This window comes from candidate division WOR-3 bacterium, from assembly GCA_039802005.1.
GTDB lineage: Bacteria > Hydrothermota > Tepidihabitantia > SM23-42 > JAOAFX01 > JAOAFX01.
Genome location: JBDRVV010000027.1, coordinates 17,564 through 33,262 on the forward strand (window position 1 = coordinate 17,564; position 15,699 = coordinate 33,262).

Sequence of the window (15,699 nt, forward strand, 5' to 3'; positions counted from 1 at the left end):
TATTGGGCACCCCAGGAGGTGTGCATGGCAAAAAAAGATAGAATCGTAGGCGTTGATTTGGGTACAACTAAGGTGGCGGCAATCATTGCTGAGGTTGAAGACAATGAATTGAAGATAGTGGGGGTTGGTTCAACACCATCCTATGGTATGAAAAGGGGCGTTATCGTAAACTTAGAAAAGGCAATAACATCAATTAAGAAGGCAATTGAAGAGGCTTCAAAAATGGCGGGTGTTAAGGTTGACTCTTGTTATGCTGGTATCTCAGGTTCTCACATTGAGAGTATTAATGCACACGCAATGATTGCCACATCAAGAACCGGGGGAATAATCACCAAGCGTGATATTGAACGGGTCATCGAGCAGGCAAAGGCAATAATTCTGCCGATGGACCGCGAGATAATTCACGCAATTCCCATTGAATATATTGTAGATAATGAAAGAGGAATAAAGGATCCTATCGGAATGAGTGGTGTAAAACTTGAGGCGGAAGTGCATATTGTAACCGCCGCGATTGCTTCGGCACAGAATATTTATACTGCACTCCATCGTGCGGGATTGAAGGTTAAAGACCTCGTACTACAGCCACTGGCATCTTCATATGCTGTGCTCCAGCCTGATGAACTTGACTTGGGTGTATGTTTGCTTGATATTGGCGGCGGAACTACTGACCTGGCGATATTCTATGATGGTTCAATCCGCTATTCACAGGTAATTCCTTTAGGGGGTGAGTATATCACGAATGATATCGCAATAGGAATAAGAACTCCCCACAATCAGGCTGAAGCAATAAAGAAAAAATATGCAACACTGACATTAAGAGAAGAAGAAAAACAGGAAGAAATAAAAGTGCCTGGCATCGGTGGACGAGAGGATAGGGTTATAACCAAAGAAACATTGTATAATATTATTAGTCCGCGAGTAGAAGAAATTCTAATGATTGCAAATCGTGAGATTAAAAAGAGTGGATTTTCTGATGTCCTTGGTGCAGGTGTTGTCATTACAGGAGGCACGGCAAGACTTGGCAGTCTTGACCGATTTGCTGAAGAAATTTTCAATCTACCGGTTAAGATTGGAATACCAAGAAAGATCGGCGGTCTTACCGATATCATTCTTGACCCAATTTACGCCACCGGTGTCGGGCTGATACTCTATGGTTTTGAAAAGAAGAATGTCTCACTCATTCAGCGCGAAAAAGGTATGAGTATCATTGAGGCAATTAAAAAAAGGTTTGAGGACCTGTTTAACAAATATTTTTGAAAGGAGGTATTATGTTAGGTTTAGTCCAAGAGCCAAAATTTTGTGCTAAAATAAAACTCATCGGTGTTGGTGGGGCTGGGTGCAATACTGTAAGTTTTGCCCATGCCTTCGGTATTGAGGGTGTTGAACTGGTGGCTGTTAATACGGATGCCCAGCATCTCCAATATTATTGTCAGGCTTCTGAAAAAATTCAGATTGGAATAAATCTGACCCGGGGACTTGGGGCAGGTGGTGATCCGGAAACGGGACGTAAAGCAGCAGAGGAATCACGCGAAGAAATAAAGAATGTTGTTAAAGACGCAGATATGGTATTCATTGCCTGTGGAGAAGGTGGCGGAACCGGAACAGGCGCGTCACCGGTAATTGCTAAAGAAGCAAAAGACGCCGGTGCTCTCGTCATCGCAGTAGTTACCAAACCCTGGAGCCACGAAGCACCAAGAAAGTTGAAGATAGCAGAGAGAGGTATAGAGGAACTCGGTGAAGTTGTTGATACATTGATTTGTATACCTAATGATAAGATAAATATGGTTTTTCCCCAGGATCAGAATGCGGTTGATACATTGAAGGCTGGAAATATTGTACTCTTTAATGCAATAAAAGGCATTGCAGAATTGATAACAAAACCCGGTATAATGAACCTTGATTTTGCGGATGTTCGTGCAGTAATGACTGAGAAAGGTAAAGCAATCCTCGGACTTGGTATAAGTGAGGGTGAAAATCGTGCAACCCAGGCTGCACAGGCTGCAATTTCTTCACCACTACTTGATAATATTTCAATTAGCAGTGCAAGGGGCATTTTGATAAACATTAGTGGTTCTGATGTTAAGATGAAAGAGGTTACTGAAGCAGCAAATCTTATTATGGGTGCAGTAAATAATGCTGATGTTAACGCTAAAATTGGGCTTGTGGTTGATGAGAATATGAATAACAAAGTTCAAATACTTGTTGTTGCAACGGGCATTACCGAAGAAATTTCTGAATCAAAGATTGATGTTGGAATACGTGCTGAAAATCTTGATTGGCCAACTTTTAAACGTCGCGAGACCAAAAAGGAAACCAAGGAAAAGGCGTATAATCCTAATGACCTTGATATACCGACCTTTTTAAGAAGGCAGGTGGATTAAGAGTACAAAAAGATTTAAATTTTCCATTTTTATGGGGTTGAATTATGAGTAATAAAATCTACGATTTATTAATTGTAGGAGCAGGTCCGGCAGGTTTGACGGCAGGTATTTATGGAGCCAGATCAGGAATGAGTACTATATTAATTGAAAAAGGTATTGCGGGCGGTATTATGACGACCACGGATTTGATTGAGAACTATCCAGGATTTCCTGACGGTATAACCGGTAGCCAACTCGGCGATATGATTAAAAGGCAGTGTCAGCGTTTTGGTGCGGAAATAATGAATGGAGAAGTAAAGGGTATAAAAAAAGAGGATGGGATATTCCATATTTATTTAGATAAAGCCGAAATTTTATCACGGACTATTATCATCGCAACAGGTTCATCTCCTCGCCGATTGAATGTGCCGGGTGAAGAAAGATTTTTGGGCAGAGGTGTTAGTTATTGTGCAACCTGCGATGGTCCTCTTTTCAAAAAACAGGATATTGCAATCATCGGCTGCGGAAATTCCGGTCTTCAGGAAGGGCGTTTTCTTTTAAAATTTGTTCGTTCCATTACATTTATTGAAATTTTGCCCAAAATTACCGGTGATAAGATTCTCTATGATTATTTTGCCAATACTGAAAATGTAAAATTTCTGCTTGGCTATGAGGTATTAAGTATTGACGGCGAAATGCGTGTGGAGTCAATAAAGGTTAAGAATAGATCAACCGGCGAAGTGTTGAATATAAAGGTAGGTGGCTTATTTATTTATGTTGGTTTGATACCCAATTCGCAATTTATAAAAGATTTTTTGAAAACCGATGAGCAGGGCTTTATTATTACCGATGAAAATTATGAAACATCAATACCTGGTATTTTTGCAGTAGGCGATGTAAGGGCAAAGAGAATTCGTCAGGTCGTTGTAGCCTGCAGTGAGGGTGCTCAGGCAGCAATCAATGCCCACCATTATCTTGAAAGGTAACTGGAATTAACAAAGATTGTTATTGATTTAAGGTATATACTGGATATACTCATATAATGGAAAAGATATTACCATATTTTGCAATTGCAATTCTGGCAATTTTCGTGCTTGTATCCAGAGTTTTTACCCCAATCTGGCTATTGGTTCTGGCAATATTCATTTTGTGGCAGTATAGAAGAACAAAGGAGATAAGACCTTTATTTTTTGCCTCATTCTTTTTATTATGTGCTTATTTGATTATTTATTATTTCGCTATACTTATTCCGTTTATCATTGGGGTGGGTATCGCATATATTGTCGCTCCACTCATTGATAGATTGGAACAAAAAAAGATCCCGCGGATTCTGGCAATTCTTATGGTGCTTTTGCCTTTGATTGCAATAGTCCCATTCATTCTATTTTTATTAACAATAAACCTTATTAGTGAGGTCAAGATTTTAATCGAAAAAGTCCCAGAACTGATCAATCGTAGTAAATTGGTTATCAATGGACTGATTAGGACACTTGATGCAATTGGTGTGACAATCAATCAAGAGATAGTGCTTAATGCGATAAATAATTATTTTGGAACTCTGCTTAATGGTTTACTTCAGACAATTTTACAGATTGGTCAGGGCGTAAAGGGAATAATATTTCTTTTATATAATTTTATTTTAACCCCTGTTGTGTCCTATATTGTACTCGCTGACCGGGAAAAGATTGCTCAATGGATTAAAAATCTATTACCCGAAGAAGAACAACAAGGGTTTAACAATTTCATCAAAAAACTGAATGTGAGTTTTTCACGGTATTTTCGCGGACAATTTATTTTAATGGTTATTGTTGGTTTTATTATAGGATCCTTGCTTTGGCTTTCAGGGATAAGATACTATGTATTTTTGGGAATTGTTGCAGGTTTATGTAATTTAATTCCCAATGTAGGTTTTGTATTAAGTCTGATCATTGCGATTATTGTTGGACTTTTCACACCTCCACCTATAATGACATTAATTAAAATATTATTAATTTATCTGGGTGAACAGTTGTTGGAAAATTTCATTTTGGGACCAATAATTATTGGGAAGGCGGCGCGTTTGAATCCGGCAATTGTTATTCTCGCTCTAATATTGGGTGGAACAATTGCCGGATTTTGGGGATTGGTTCTTGTGGTACCAATAATTATATTCCTGCGTGAATTCTTGAATCACTTCTTTGGTTTAAGATTATAATATTTTTAAATTATTATTGAAAAAATTACCCTGCTTCAACCTCGGCTGATTTTTCATCAACCAATTCTATTTTCTGGAATTTTCTGAATCCAGTTCCTGCAGGAATTATTCTTCCTACAATCACATTTTCTTTCAATCCTTCAAGAGTGTCAATTTTTCCTTATACTGAAGCATCGGCAAGAACCTTGGCAGTTTCCTGGAATGAGGCAGCAGAGAAGAAAGATTCACTGGAAAGAGCAGCCCTGGTTATTCCCAATAGCTGAGGACCGTATGTTGCAGGTTTGAGATCTTCACCCTGGGCGGCCATTATTTTTTGATTGGTTTCCATTACCCGCCGTTTGTCAACGATTTCACCACTAACAAAAGGTGTAGAGCCTGGATCATCAATTTTTACTTTCTGAAGCATTTGACGCACAATCACTTCAATATGTTTATCATCAATCTTTACATCCTGAATTCTATAAACCTCAAGAATTTCATTGACCAAAAATCTCTGTGTCTCCATTGGCCCTTTAATTCTTAAAATATCATGAGGGTCTATCGGCCCTTCACACAATGGGTCGCCTGCCTTTATTTGTTCTCCAGAATGGACTTTTAGGAATCTTGATGTCGGTATTTTATAAACCTTTTTATCGCCAGCATCAGGGGTCACAGTAATTATCCAGGTTCCTTTTTCTTCTTCGATATCTACAATTCCGTCAATTTCAGAAACCACAGCCGCATCTTTAACATATTTTGCTTCAAAAAGTTCTTCAACCCTGGGAAGACCACCAGTTATGTCTTTGCTCTTTCCAATTTCCTTTGGAATACGTGCAATTAAGGTTCCTGGAGTTATCATTTCGTCTTTTTTTACCATAAGGTATGCCCCTGCAGGAATTGAAAAACTCTTGATTTCTTTTTCAGTTTTGGGGTCACAAATAATTATTTTGGGATGGAGTTTACGCATACGGTCTTCAACGATAATCGCCTGCTTACCTCCGGATCTTTCATCTACCCAGTTTTCCTGCAGTGTTAAATTGGGTTCTATATCTTTGTATTTTATCTTGCCCCCAACGGGTGATACAATAGGAATAGAATAAGGGTCCCACTCAAATAAAATTTCACCTTCGCTGACAGTTTGTTTGTCTTTTACATAAATCGTGGCGCCGATTGGTATATTATAGGTTGTTTTGCGCAGTTTTTCTTTTGGTGTTTCTTTACTTTTTGGAATTTCTTTTAGAATTATTCTTCCTTTATCATTTAAACTAACAAGTTTGCCCTCAGCATTTTCAACTACCGAAATTTTTTCAAACAAAATTTCACCATCAAAATCAGCAGCGCGTTCTGTGCTTTCTGCAATCCTGAGCGCTGCGCCACCAACATGGAATGTCCTTAAGGTAAGCTGGGTGCCAGGCTCGCCAATTGATTGGGCGGCTATAATTCCTACGGCTTCACCAAGTTCTACCATTCTTCCAGTGGCAAGATTCCTACCATAACATTTAGCACATAGTCCAACCGGTGCCTCACAGGTCAAGATTGACCGAACTTTGACACTATTAATTCCTCTTTTTTCTATTTTTTCTGCCGTATCATCATCTATTTCTTCACCTGCCTTGACCATAATTTCGTTTGTGGTTGGATCAACAATGTCTATCAATGCAACGCGTCCTTTAATTCTTTCGCTCAATGGTTCAACTATTTTTTCACCTTCTTTTAATGCGGTGATTTCCTGCCCCAAAATTGTTCCACAGTCTTCAATGGTTATCGTAACATTCTGGGCTACATCAACGAGTCTTCTTGTCAAATAACCGGCATCTGCAGTCTTTAAGGCAGTGTCGGCTAACCCTTTTCTTGCACCGTGGGTGGATATAAAATACTCAAGAACAGTGAGCCCTTCTTTGCAGGAAGATTTTATGGGTGTCTCAATTATTTGAACTGCGCTTACCTTACGTTGGGGCTTAGACATCAATCCCCGCAAGCCGCATATTTGATTAGCCTGATTTCTTGAGCCCCTTGCACCCGATTCTACCATCATATAAAGAGGATTGAATCCAGCACGATCCTGTCCTAATTCTCTGATTAATTCTTCTTCTATGTCACTTGCTACCTTTGTCCAGGTATCTATTACTTTATTGTATCTCTCAGTTTCCGATATTAATCCTCTTTTATGGGCATTGTTAATTTCTGTAACCTCTTTTAAACCTTCGTCCCATAATTTTTCTTTATCCTTTGGGCTTTTCATATCATCAATACCTATGGTCAATCCTGAACGGGTCGCATATTCAAAACCGAGTTTTTTAATATTATCAAGAAGTTCAACCGTTTTTGTGGTACCAAATTTATTTAGGCATTCGTCAACGATTGAGGCAATTTTTTTCTTGGTCAATGTTTCATTTTTAAAACGCATTTCTTCGGGCAGGAATTGATTGAAGATTACTCTTCCGGGCGTGGTTTCAATTCTTTTATCTTTGTATTTATATAATATCGGATCATGCAGAGAGAGATATTTATTTTCTAAGGCAAAGTTAATTTCATCAATATCATCGTATAATTTTACCGGTTTGGCATTACCACGCTTTTTTGTAAGATAATGTAGTCCAATGACAATATCCTGGGTGGGGATCATCATCGCCTTGCCGTTTGCTGGACTTCTGATATTGTGAATGGAAAGCATTAGCAGGTATGATTCCATTATCGCCTCAGGCGATAGCGGAATATGAACACTCATTGTATCTCCATCAAAATCGGCATTATAAGGCACACATACAAGTGGGTGAATGGCAATAGCGCGTCCTTCTTTTAAAACCGGTAAAAATGCCTGGATTGATACGCGGTGGAGCGTCGGAGCCCTATTTAATAAAACAGGATGTTCTTTTATTACTTCTTCTAAGATTTCATAGACTTCGGCAGAGCGGGAGCGAACAAGTCTGCGTGCACTTCTTTCTGAATCGACAACGCCTCTCTCTTCAAGCTTACGAATTATCATCGGTTTGAATAATTCAAGTGCCATTTCTTTCGGAATGCCACATTCGTATAATCTGAGATTCGGGTCAACAACTATCACTGATCGCCCAGAGTAATCTACTCTCTTACCCAGCAAATTTCTACGGAATCTTCCCTGTTTACCTTTTAATGCATCAGCAAGTGATTTTAATGGTCTGTTGCCTCTACCTTTAATCGGTCTTGTCCGTCTTGAGTTATCCAGAAGTGCATCAACTGCATCCTGTAGCATCCTTTTTTCATTGCGGACAATCACCTCGGGTGTTTTAATTCCTGAAAGCAACTGTTTAACACGATTATTTCTGGTAATTACTCTTTTGTAAAGATCATTTAGATCACTGGTAGCATATCTACCACCTTCAAGTGCTACCAAAGGCCTCAAGTCTGGCGGAATTACAGGAATTCTCGTTAACATCATCCATTCCGGACGGTTCCCAGAAAATCTCAATGCCTCTACTAATTTTAATTTATTCAATAGTTTAATCTTTCTGGCTTCAAGCGTTTCCTTTTCAAGTTTAGTCCTGAGATCTGTGGCAAGATTCTCTAATTCTATCTCTTTTAGCAAGTCATAAATCGGCTGTCCACCGGTATCTGCCCTGAAGCCCTCATAATTTTTTGCTTTCGCTTCTTGATACTCTTCTTCATTGAGAATTCGTCCTTTTGGATATGGTGAATTACCGGGTTCTACAACTATATAATCTTCATAATTTAATATTCTTTCCAACTGGTTTATTGTTAGGTCTAAAAGTAAACCAATTTTACTGGGTGGAATCTTGTAAAAGAAAATATGGGCAACAGGAACCGCAAGATCAATATGCCCCATTCTTTCTCTGCGGACCGATGCTGGTTGGACTTCTACACCACATCGGTCACAGACAGTGCCCCGGTACTTTGCCTTTTTATATTTCCCACAGGCGCATTCAAAATCCTTTACCGGCCCGAATATTTTTTCACAGAATAATCCATCCTTTTCTGGTCTTTGGGTTCTATAGTTTATCGTATCAGCCCTCGTGACTTCACCTTTTGACCAAGATAGAATCGCCTCAGGCGAAGCAAGACTTAACTTTATTCCATTGAAATCTGAAAAATCAAATACCTCCGGAGGATTATGTTTCATTAGACTCCTCCTTTTTTTCAAAACTTACATTGAGACAGAGTCCCTGTAATTCTTTCAACAATACATTAAAAGATGCAGGCGCTCGTGGTTTTGGAGGATTTTTACCACGAATTAGTGCTTCATACATCGAAGCCCTTCCATCTACATCATCTGATTTCACGGTCAGCATTTCTTGGAGTGTGTATGCTGCACCATATGCCTCAAGTGCCCACACTTCCATTTCACCAAGTCTTTGACCACCGAATTGTGCTTTTCCACCTAAGGGTTGCTGGGTGATGAGCGAATATGGTCCACTGGAACGGGCATGCATTTTTTCATCCACCATATGAATCAACTTTAACATATACATATATCCGACGGTAACTTCAGAATCAAATGGGAGCCCGGTCCGTCCATCATATAGAGTAACCTGTCCAGATTCAGGTAGTCCAGCCTCTTTTAATTTTTCTTTAATCTCCCCAACCGTGGCACCATTGAAGACTGGTGAAAGGGCATAAAATTTTATTTTATCTGCTGCCCAGCCCAGATGGGTTTCAAGAATCTGTCCGACATTCATTCTTGAAGGAACACCAAGGGGATTTAAAACGATGTCAATTGGAGTGCCATCAGCAAGATATGGCATATCTTCTTCAGGAACTATTTTTGCAACGACACCCTTATTCCCATGTCTCCCGGCCATTTTATCGCCCACCGAAATTTTTCTTTTCTGGGCAATATACACTTTTACTACTTTTAAAACCCCATAAGGTAGTTCGTCTCCACGTAACAATTTATCCTTTTCTATTTTTTCGTCGGCTTTGAGTTGCTGTAAAGTTTCTTCATATTCCTTCATTATTTTTGTAATTTTTTCGTGCAATTTTTCGTTATCAACAAATTTTTCATCGGCAGTAATTTTTTCAGTGGTTAGATTGGTGAAAAATTCGTCATCAAATTTTTGTCCTTTCTTTAGAAGGACTCTTTCTTTGTCATCGCGGATAGTTGATGCGGCAATTTCTTCTTTTAATAACTGCTTTAATACTTCATTACGAGTGCTAATAATCTCATTGTGTGCCTGGGTAAATTCCTGTTTGATTTTTTTCTCGCGTTCATCCATTACTGCTTTTGCCAGAGGATCAGTCGTTCGGCGCGTTAAAACACGCACATCAATGACAACACCCTCAACACCGGGTTCAACTCGAAGTGATGTATCGCGGACATTTGTTGATTTTTCTACGAAGATAGCTCTCATCAGGCGCTCTTCGGGTGTTAGTTCACTTTCTCCTTTTGGCGTTATCTTCCCCACAAGTATGTCATCAGGTCCAACTTCGGCACCAATGCGCACTATGCCAAATTGATCCAGATCTTTACACATAGATTCAGGGATACCCGGGATATCTCTCGTAATTTCCTCGGGACCCAATTTTGTCTCTCTCACTTCGCAATCAAACTCAAGAATATGGATGGATGTAAAAGTGTCATCTTTCAATAGTCTCTCACTTACTACAATCGCATCCTCAAAATTATAACCAAGGTATGGTAGAAAGGCTACGAGTACATTTTTGCCAAGTGCAAGTACACCTTCTTTTGTGGCATAACCATCAGCAAGGATTTGACCTTTTTTAATCGTATCGCCAATATGTACTAAAGGACGTTGATGAATGCAGGTATTTTGATTGGAACGGATAAATTTGGAAAGATGATATTTTATTTTTCTACCTTTATTATTTTTTACGACAATTTGATTTGCATCTACATAATCTACAATTCCATCATCATCGGCAATGAGTATCGTCCCTGAGTCCCTGGCGACTTTGCTTTCCATTCCAGTTTGAACAAGTGGTATATCAGGATTTATTAAGGGTACCGCCTGCCTTTGCATATTTGAACCCATCAAGGCTCTATCTGCATCGTCGTGCTCTAAGAAGGGTATTAATGAAGCAGTTGGACTGAATACCTGTTCAGGTGAGACATCCATATAGTCCACTTCTTCAGGTGGGACCATAGGAAATTCTCCTTTCCGGCGGCAGAGAACACGGTCGGTTAAAATCCTACCATTTTTATCCACGGGTGTATTTGCCTGGGCAATTGTATACTTATCTTCTTCATCCGCCCGTAAATAGACAAATTTGTTCTTAACGACCCCATTTTTTACTTCCCAGTATGGTGTAACAATAAATCCGTATTCATCTATACGGGCGTAACTGGATAAACTTGAAATCAAGCCAATATTGGGACCTTCGGGTGTCTCTATGGGACAAATACGACCGTAGTGTGAATAATGAACATCACGGACTTCAAAGCCTGCAGTCTGTCTGGTGAGCCCGCCTTGACCCAATGATGAGATACGACGCTTGTGCGTCATTTCTGATATTGGGTTTGTCTGCTCCATGAATTGTGATAACTGGGATGTTGTAAAAAATTTCATTAATATATTAGATACAAGATGGGGATTGATAAGGTCCTGGGGTGAGAGGTCCTTTTCTTCCATTAAAGACGCCTTCTCTTTTATACTCTGAATAAGTTGGGTTATTGCCTGTTTGAATTGAGTTTCCAATAGCTCGCCAACCCTTCTTACGCGTCTATTACCGAGATGGTCGATGTCATCGGGTTCAAATTCTTTATTGGCAAATCTTAACAATTCCTTCAACACCTTAATCAAATCGTCTTTTGTAAAGTTTGTATTGGTCAACTCTTTTTTAATATCCAGTCGCTGGTTAATCTTAAAACGACCAACCTCGCCAAGGTCAAAATAATTCTTGTTAAAAAGGAGATCATTTATGTAATTTATCGCAAATTCCGGAGTCGGTGGCGGAATAGATCTTAACAGCGAATAAATTTTTCTTGCGGCGTCCTCTACATTTGTTATTTTCTCCGGGTCTTTTTTAATCGTATTTGCCAGAATTGAGACACCGGCATCATGAGCGTCTACGATCTTTACCTTTTTAATAGAATTGCTTTTAAGTATGTCGTAATGTGTTTCGTCTATGAGGTCAAGGACCTCCAGTTGAACATTATCAAACTCAAATTTTTCTGCAAGAAAACAATTCTTTGCTTCGTCTAAATCTATGACTTTTGTTGGGTAAAAGAGGCTCACTATATCTTCATTTTTTATATAACCCAGACTTTTTAAAAATAGTGTTCCGGATATTCTTTTCTTTCGATCGAGGATAGCCCACAATATATTTTGTGGGTCAACAATAAATTCTATCCATTGTCCATGATAAGGAATCACCATCGCGGAATAGTTATCGCTCTCCTCACTAAAATATACGCCAGGCGAGCGGTGAATTTGATTTACAATAACCCTTTCTACACCATTAATAATAAAAGTTCCTCTGTGCGTCATCAATGGTAGGTCACATAGATATATTTCCTGTTCTACAATCGAACGAAGGACATTTTCTTCTTTAGACAACAGCTGGAAACTAACCCTCAATGGTAGAGAGTATGTAACCCCTTTCTCAATAGCTTCCTGAACTGAATATTTAGGAGAGCCGAGGCGGTGGCCAATATATCGCAATTCGTATTTATTGTGAATTCCACTTACAGGAAAAGCCTCGTTGAATATTCTATCTAAAGCATGATCACGAAATTTTTTGAACGATTCAGTTTGAATCTCAAGAAGATGGGGCATTTCAAAAACAACCTTATTTTTTGAAAAATCAAGTATATTATTCATATGCCTCCTATTTATTAAACAGGCATTTGGGTCGGGATGCTGGAAATTCCAGACTCAAATCCCAACCCAATAACCATTATTATTTTACTTCAACTGTTGCCCCGACTTCTTCAAGTTTGGTTTTGAAATTTTGTGCCTCTTCTTTTGTGGCTCCTTCTTTTATTACTTTTGGTGGGTTGTCAACGAGGTCTTTAGCCTCTTTCAGCCCTAAACCAGTGAGTTCTCTCAGGACTTTTAGAACCTGTATTTTCTTATCACCACTGGCGGTTAATGTCACTGTAAATTCGCTCTTTTCTTCGGTTGCTGCTTTTGCTGGTTCAGCACCAGCGGCTGGCTGGGCAACTACTTGAACTGGTGCAGAAGCAGTAACACCAAACTTTTCTTGGAGCGATTTTACAAGTTCTGAGAGTTCAAGAACAGTAAGGTTGCTTATATCTTCAACCAATTCAGCAACGCTTCTTTTGGTTTTTGTTGTCATTTCTTACCCCCTTATTTAACTATTAATTTTATTTTTAATTCCATCAACTGTAAAAACTAAATTTTGTATAACACTATTTAATGTATTAACAAGATTGCCGAGTATATTAAGAGAACCAACAACGGATTGCAAAAGAACAAGTTTTGATGGTATTTTTGCTAGCTCGGCAACTCCACCTGCGTCATAAACATTTCCTTCAACAAAAGCGCCTTTAATTTTTAATCCCTGAATATTCTTAAGAATCTTGGTTGGCACAAGAGGATCATCATAAGCGATTGCTATGCCTATTGGTCCATAAAATATTTTCTTTATTGAATCAATTTCATAGCCTAAATTTTTCAATGCCAAGAGTCCCAGGGTATTTTTGACTACGAGATAATTGCATTGATTTTTTTTCAATTCCCGTCGTAAATTTTCCAATTGCTGCACATTTAATCCTGTGAACTCAGTGAAATAAAATGCCTTTCCATTCTTCATGATCTCTGTGCTCTTTTTTAAGGTTTCAATGTTTTTTTGCGAGGGCATTCATTCCTCCCATTTGAAAGTTATATTTATAACTCTATTTTGACTTTAGAAAATCTTTTTCATTTAATTTAATACCAGGTCCAAAAGTAGAGGAGAGTGTAATAGATTTTATGAATTGACCTTTAACGGTAGACGGTTTAGCAGCAATGAGGTCCTGTATAAATGTCTGGATATTAGCTTCGAGATGCTCAACCGGAAAAGATACTTTGCCTACCAGGGCATGAACACAACCACCCTTGTCAGTTTTAAATTCAATTTTGCCTTTTTTCAATGCCTTCACCTGATTACCAACCTCAAATGTAACGGTGCCGGTTTTTGGGGATGGCATTAAACCCTTGGGACCGAGGATTTTACCCAGTTTTCCAACTTCAGACATTGCGTCAGGCGTTGCTATAACATTGTCAAAATCAATCCACCCTGATTTTATTTTTTCTATATATTCTTCAAAACCAACATAGTCAGCACCCGCGTCCTTTGCTTCTTTTTCCTTTTCACCCTTGGTAAGAACGAGTATTTTTTTTGTTTTTCCTGTGCCATAGGGTAGATCTGAAGTACCACGAACCATCTGGTCCTGTTTCTTTATGTTAATATTTAACTTGACTGCGATATCCACAGACTCATTACATTTCGCGTTAGCAATGCTCTTTAAAGTTTCAATAGCTTCCTTTAAAGAATATTTCTTATTTTTATCAATTTTGGATAATGCTTCATTATAACGTTTTGATCTCTTCATTCCTGCTCCACAATTATACCCATATTTCTTGCCGTTCCTTCAATTATTTTTATTGCCTTTTCAAGACTATCGCAATTGAGATCTTTCATCTTACGCTGAGCGATCTCCTCAAGTTGTTTTTTTGTGATTTTTCCAACTTTTTCGCGATTTGGCTGGGCAGAGCCTTTAGCAATGCCTGCGGCCTGTTTTAAAAGAATTGAGGCGGGCGGGCTTTTTAAGACATAAGTGAAGGAACGGTCGTTATAGATAGTAACTACTGCCGGTATGACAAGTCCTGTAAGGTTTTTAGTCTCAGCATTGAATGCCTTACAGAACTCCATTATATTAACCCCGTGCTGACCCAATGCCGGTCCCACCGGTGGTGCCGGTGTAGCACTTCCTCCTGGAATTTGTAATTTAACAACGGCAACGACTTTCTTCGCCATAAAACTCCTTTCAGAAACTCTTCAATTGGTGAAAACCGAGTTCAATTGGTGTTGGTCTTCCGAATATCACCACCATCACCTTCACCTTTTCTCTTTCAGGATAAATTTCTTCTACGGTGCCGACGAAATCAGTAAAAGGTCCATCTATGACAGTAACCCGTTCTCCTTTTGTAAAAGGTATTTTTGTAACAATTTTTTTCTTGGATTCTTCAACCTGTGCTAAAAGTGCATTAACTTCATCTTCTCCCAGGGGTATCGGTTTATTTCTTGTGCCCAGAAAATGGGTAACTCCAGGTACAGAGTTCACAAGTTTTAAAGCCTCGTTCGTTGGTTCCATTTCAATAACAATATAACCAGGATAAAGCCTTCTTTCTTCCATTACTTTCTTCCCTTTTTTTATTTTAATAAGGTTTTCAACCGGAATAATGATTTTTCCAAAATTATTTTCCATTCCCTGCTCTTTTATTACCCTTTCCAGTATTTTTTTTACCTTTTGTTCGTGCCCAGTTAATGTGTGTACAACATACCAGTTCATATTATTATTATCTAATGACAATACCTAACAATGCCGTAAAAATACGGTCCAGAACGAATATAATCAAAGCCACAAATATTGATACAATAATAACAATGACCGTTGAACTAACAAGTTCGTTCTTCGTTGGCCAGGAGACCCTTCTCATTTCTAAATAAACACCTTTTATATAATCAATTATTTTTTTAATCACTTTTTTCTTTATCCAGGCCTGGAGGGATTTGAACCCCCAACCCTCCGGTTTGGAGCCGGATGCTCTGCCGTTAGAGCTACAGGCCTAAACATTATAAATACCAAAAAGTCCAAAGTACCTAAATACCTAAAGATAAAATCAATAGGACTTTAAGGTATATCAGATTATCAGAATCTCGCGGAATCACTTTACTTCCTTGTGCAGCGTGTGCTTCCGGCAGAATTTACAGTATTTTTTAATCTCTAACCGCGACTGTTTTTTCTTATCCTTAGTCGTTGTATAATTTCTATTATTACAATTCGTGCAGGCAAGGCTGATGATCACTCTCATATTATCCCTTTTGTTTTTTATTCAATTATTTGGGTTACCACCCCGGCACCGACCGTCTTACCACCCTCACGAATCGCAAAACGCAAACCCTGCTCAATCGCCACCGGCGAAATCAACTCCACCTCTAAATTCGCATTGTCACCAGGCATCACCATCTCCACACCCTCAGGCA

General features: G+C 38.9%; 14 protein-coding genes and 1 tRNA gene. 4 read left to right on the forward strand and 11 right to left on the reverse strand.

From position 1 onward, the window contains the following. Positions 1 to 24: 24 nt before the first annotated feature. The 4 genes from ftsA to ABIL69_09010 are packed head-to-tail and all read left to right on the forward strand — an operon-like array spanning position 25 to position 4,554. Positions 25 to 1,257 carry a cell division protein FtsA gene (gene ftsA / locus ABIL69_08995; GenBank protein MEO0124122.1) on the forward strand — a complete coding sequence of 411 codons (1,233 nt, stop codon included), beginning with the start codon at positions 25 to 27 and terminating at the stop codon, positions 1,255 to 1,257. A gap of 11 nt (positions 1,258 to 1,268) precedes the next feature. Beyond that, complete coding sequence (ftsZ, locus tag ABIL69_09000; GenBank protein ID MEO0124123.1) at positions 1,269 to 2,381, forward strand: cell division protein FtsZ; 1,113 nt, start codon at positions 1,269 to 1,271, stop codon at positions 2,379 to 2,381. A 44-nt stretch (positions 2,382 to 2,425) separates the two neighbouring features. Further along, complete coding sequence (gene trxB, locus ABIL69_09005) at positions 2,426 to 3,346, forward strand: thioredoxin-disulfide reductase (protein MEO0124124.1); 921 nt, start codon at positions 2,426 to 2,428, stop codon at positions 3,344 to 3,346. Between the two features lie 56 nt (positions 3,347 to 3,402). Continuing rightward, positions 3,403 to 4,554: an AI-2E family transporter gene (locus tag ABIL69_09010; GenBank protein MEO0124125.1), complete on the forward strand. Its 1,152-nt coding sequence runs from the start codon at positions 3,403 to 3,405 to the stop codon at positions 4,552 to 4,554. A 160-nt stretch (positions 4,555 to 4,714) separates the two neighbouring features. On the opposite strand, the gene rpoC is transcribed toward ABIL69_09010, so the two are convergent. The 11 genes from rpoC to tuf form a co-directional block, all read right to left on the reverse strand. Further along, positions 4,715 to 8,650, reverse strand: a complete 3,936-nt coding sequence (gene rpoC / locus ABIL69_09015) for a DNA-directed RNA polymerase subunit beta' (GenBank protein MEO0124126.1) — start codon at positions 8,648 to 8,650, stop codon at positions 4,715 to 4,717. Beyond that, on the reverse strand, positions 8,640 to 12,308 hold the full coding sequence (rpoB, locus tag ABIL69_09020) for a DNA-directed RNA polymerase subunit beta (protein ID MEO0124127.1): 3,669 nt from the start codon (positions 12,306 to 12,308) through the stop codon (positions 8,640 to 8,642). The genes rpoC and rpoB overlap by 11 nt, the downstream gene beginning before the upstream one ends. Before the next feature lie 79 nt (positions 12,309 to 12,387). Beyond that, positions 12,388 to 12,786: a 50S ribosomal protein L7/L12 gene (gene rplL, locus ABIL69_09025; GenBank protein ID MEO0124128.1), complete on the reverse strand. Its 399-nt coding sequence runs from the start codon at positions 12,784 to 12,786 to the stop codon at positions 12,388 to 12,390. 15 nt (positions 12,787 to 12,801) lie between these two features. Then, positions 12,802 to 13,311 carry a 50S ribosomal protein L10 gene (rplJ, locus tag ABIL69_09030; GenBank protein MEO0124129.1) on the reverse strand — a complete coding sequence of 170 codons (510 nt, stop codon included), beginning with the start codon at positions 13,309 to 13,311 and terminating at the stop codon, positions 12,802 to 12,804. Between the two features lie 34 nt (positions 13,312 to 13,345). Further along, positions 13,346 to 14,044, reverse strand: a complete 699-nt coding sequence (gene rplA / locus ABIL69_09035; protein MEO0124130.1) for a 50S ribosomal protein L1 — start codon at positions 14,042 to 14,044, stop codon at positions 13,346 to 13,348. Then, positions 14,041 to 14,469 carry a 50S ribosomal protein L11 gene (rplK, locus tag ABIL69_09040; protein ID MEO0124131.1) on the reverse strand — a complete coding sequence of 143 codons (429 nt, stop codon included), beginning with the start codon at positions 14,467 to 14,469 and terminating at the stop codon, positions 14,041 to 14,043. Before rplK ends, rplA begins: the two co-directional genes overlap by 4 nt. A gap of 10 nt (positions 14,470 to 14,479) precedes the next feature. Next, positions 14,480 to 15,004: a transcription termination/antitermination protein NusG gene (gene nusG, locus ABIL69_09045; protein ID MEO0124132.1), complete on the reverse strand. Its 525-nt coding sequence runs from the start codon at positions 15,002 to 15,004 to the stop codon at positions 14,480 to 14,482. Positions 15,005 to 15,011: 7 nt separating this feature from the next. Beyond that, entirely contained in the window at positions 15,012 to 15,197 is a 186-nt protein-coding gene (gene secE / locus ABIL69_09050) for a preprotein translocase subunit SecE (GenBank protein MEO0124133.1), read from the reverse strand. A 13-nt stretch (positions 15,198 to 15,210) separates the two neighbouring features. Beyond that, positions 15,211 to 15,283, reverse strand: a tRNA-Trp gene (locus ABIL69_09055). A 97-nt stretch (positions 15,284 to 15,380) separates the two neighbouring features. Beyond that, complete coding sequence (rpmG, locus tag ABIL69_09060) at positions 15,381 to 15,527, reverse strand: 50S ribosomal protein L33 (protein MEO0124134.1); 147 nt, start codon at positions 15,525 to 15,527, stop codon at positions 15,381 to 15,383. A 17-nt stretch (positions 15,528 to 15,544) separates the two neighbouring features. Continuing rightward, the coding region (gene tuf / locus ABIL69_09065; GenBank protein MEO0124135.1) for an elongation factor Tu at positions 15,545 to 15,699 on the reverse strand (155 nt) is incomplete at its 5' end.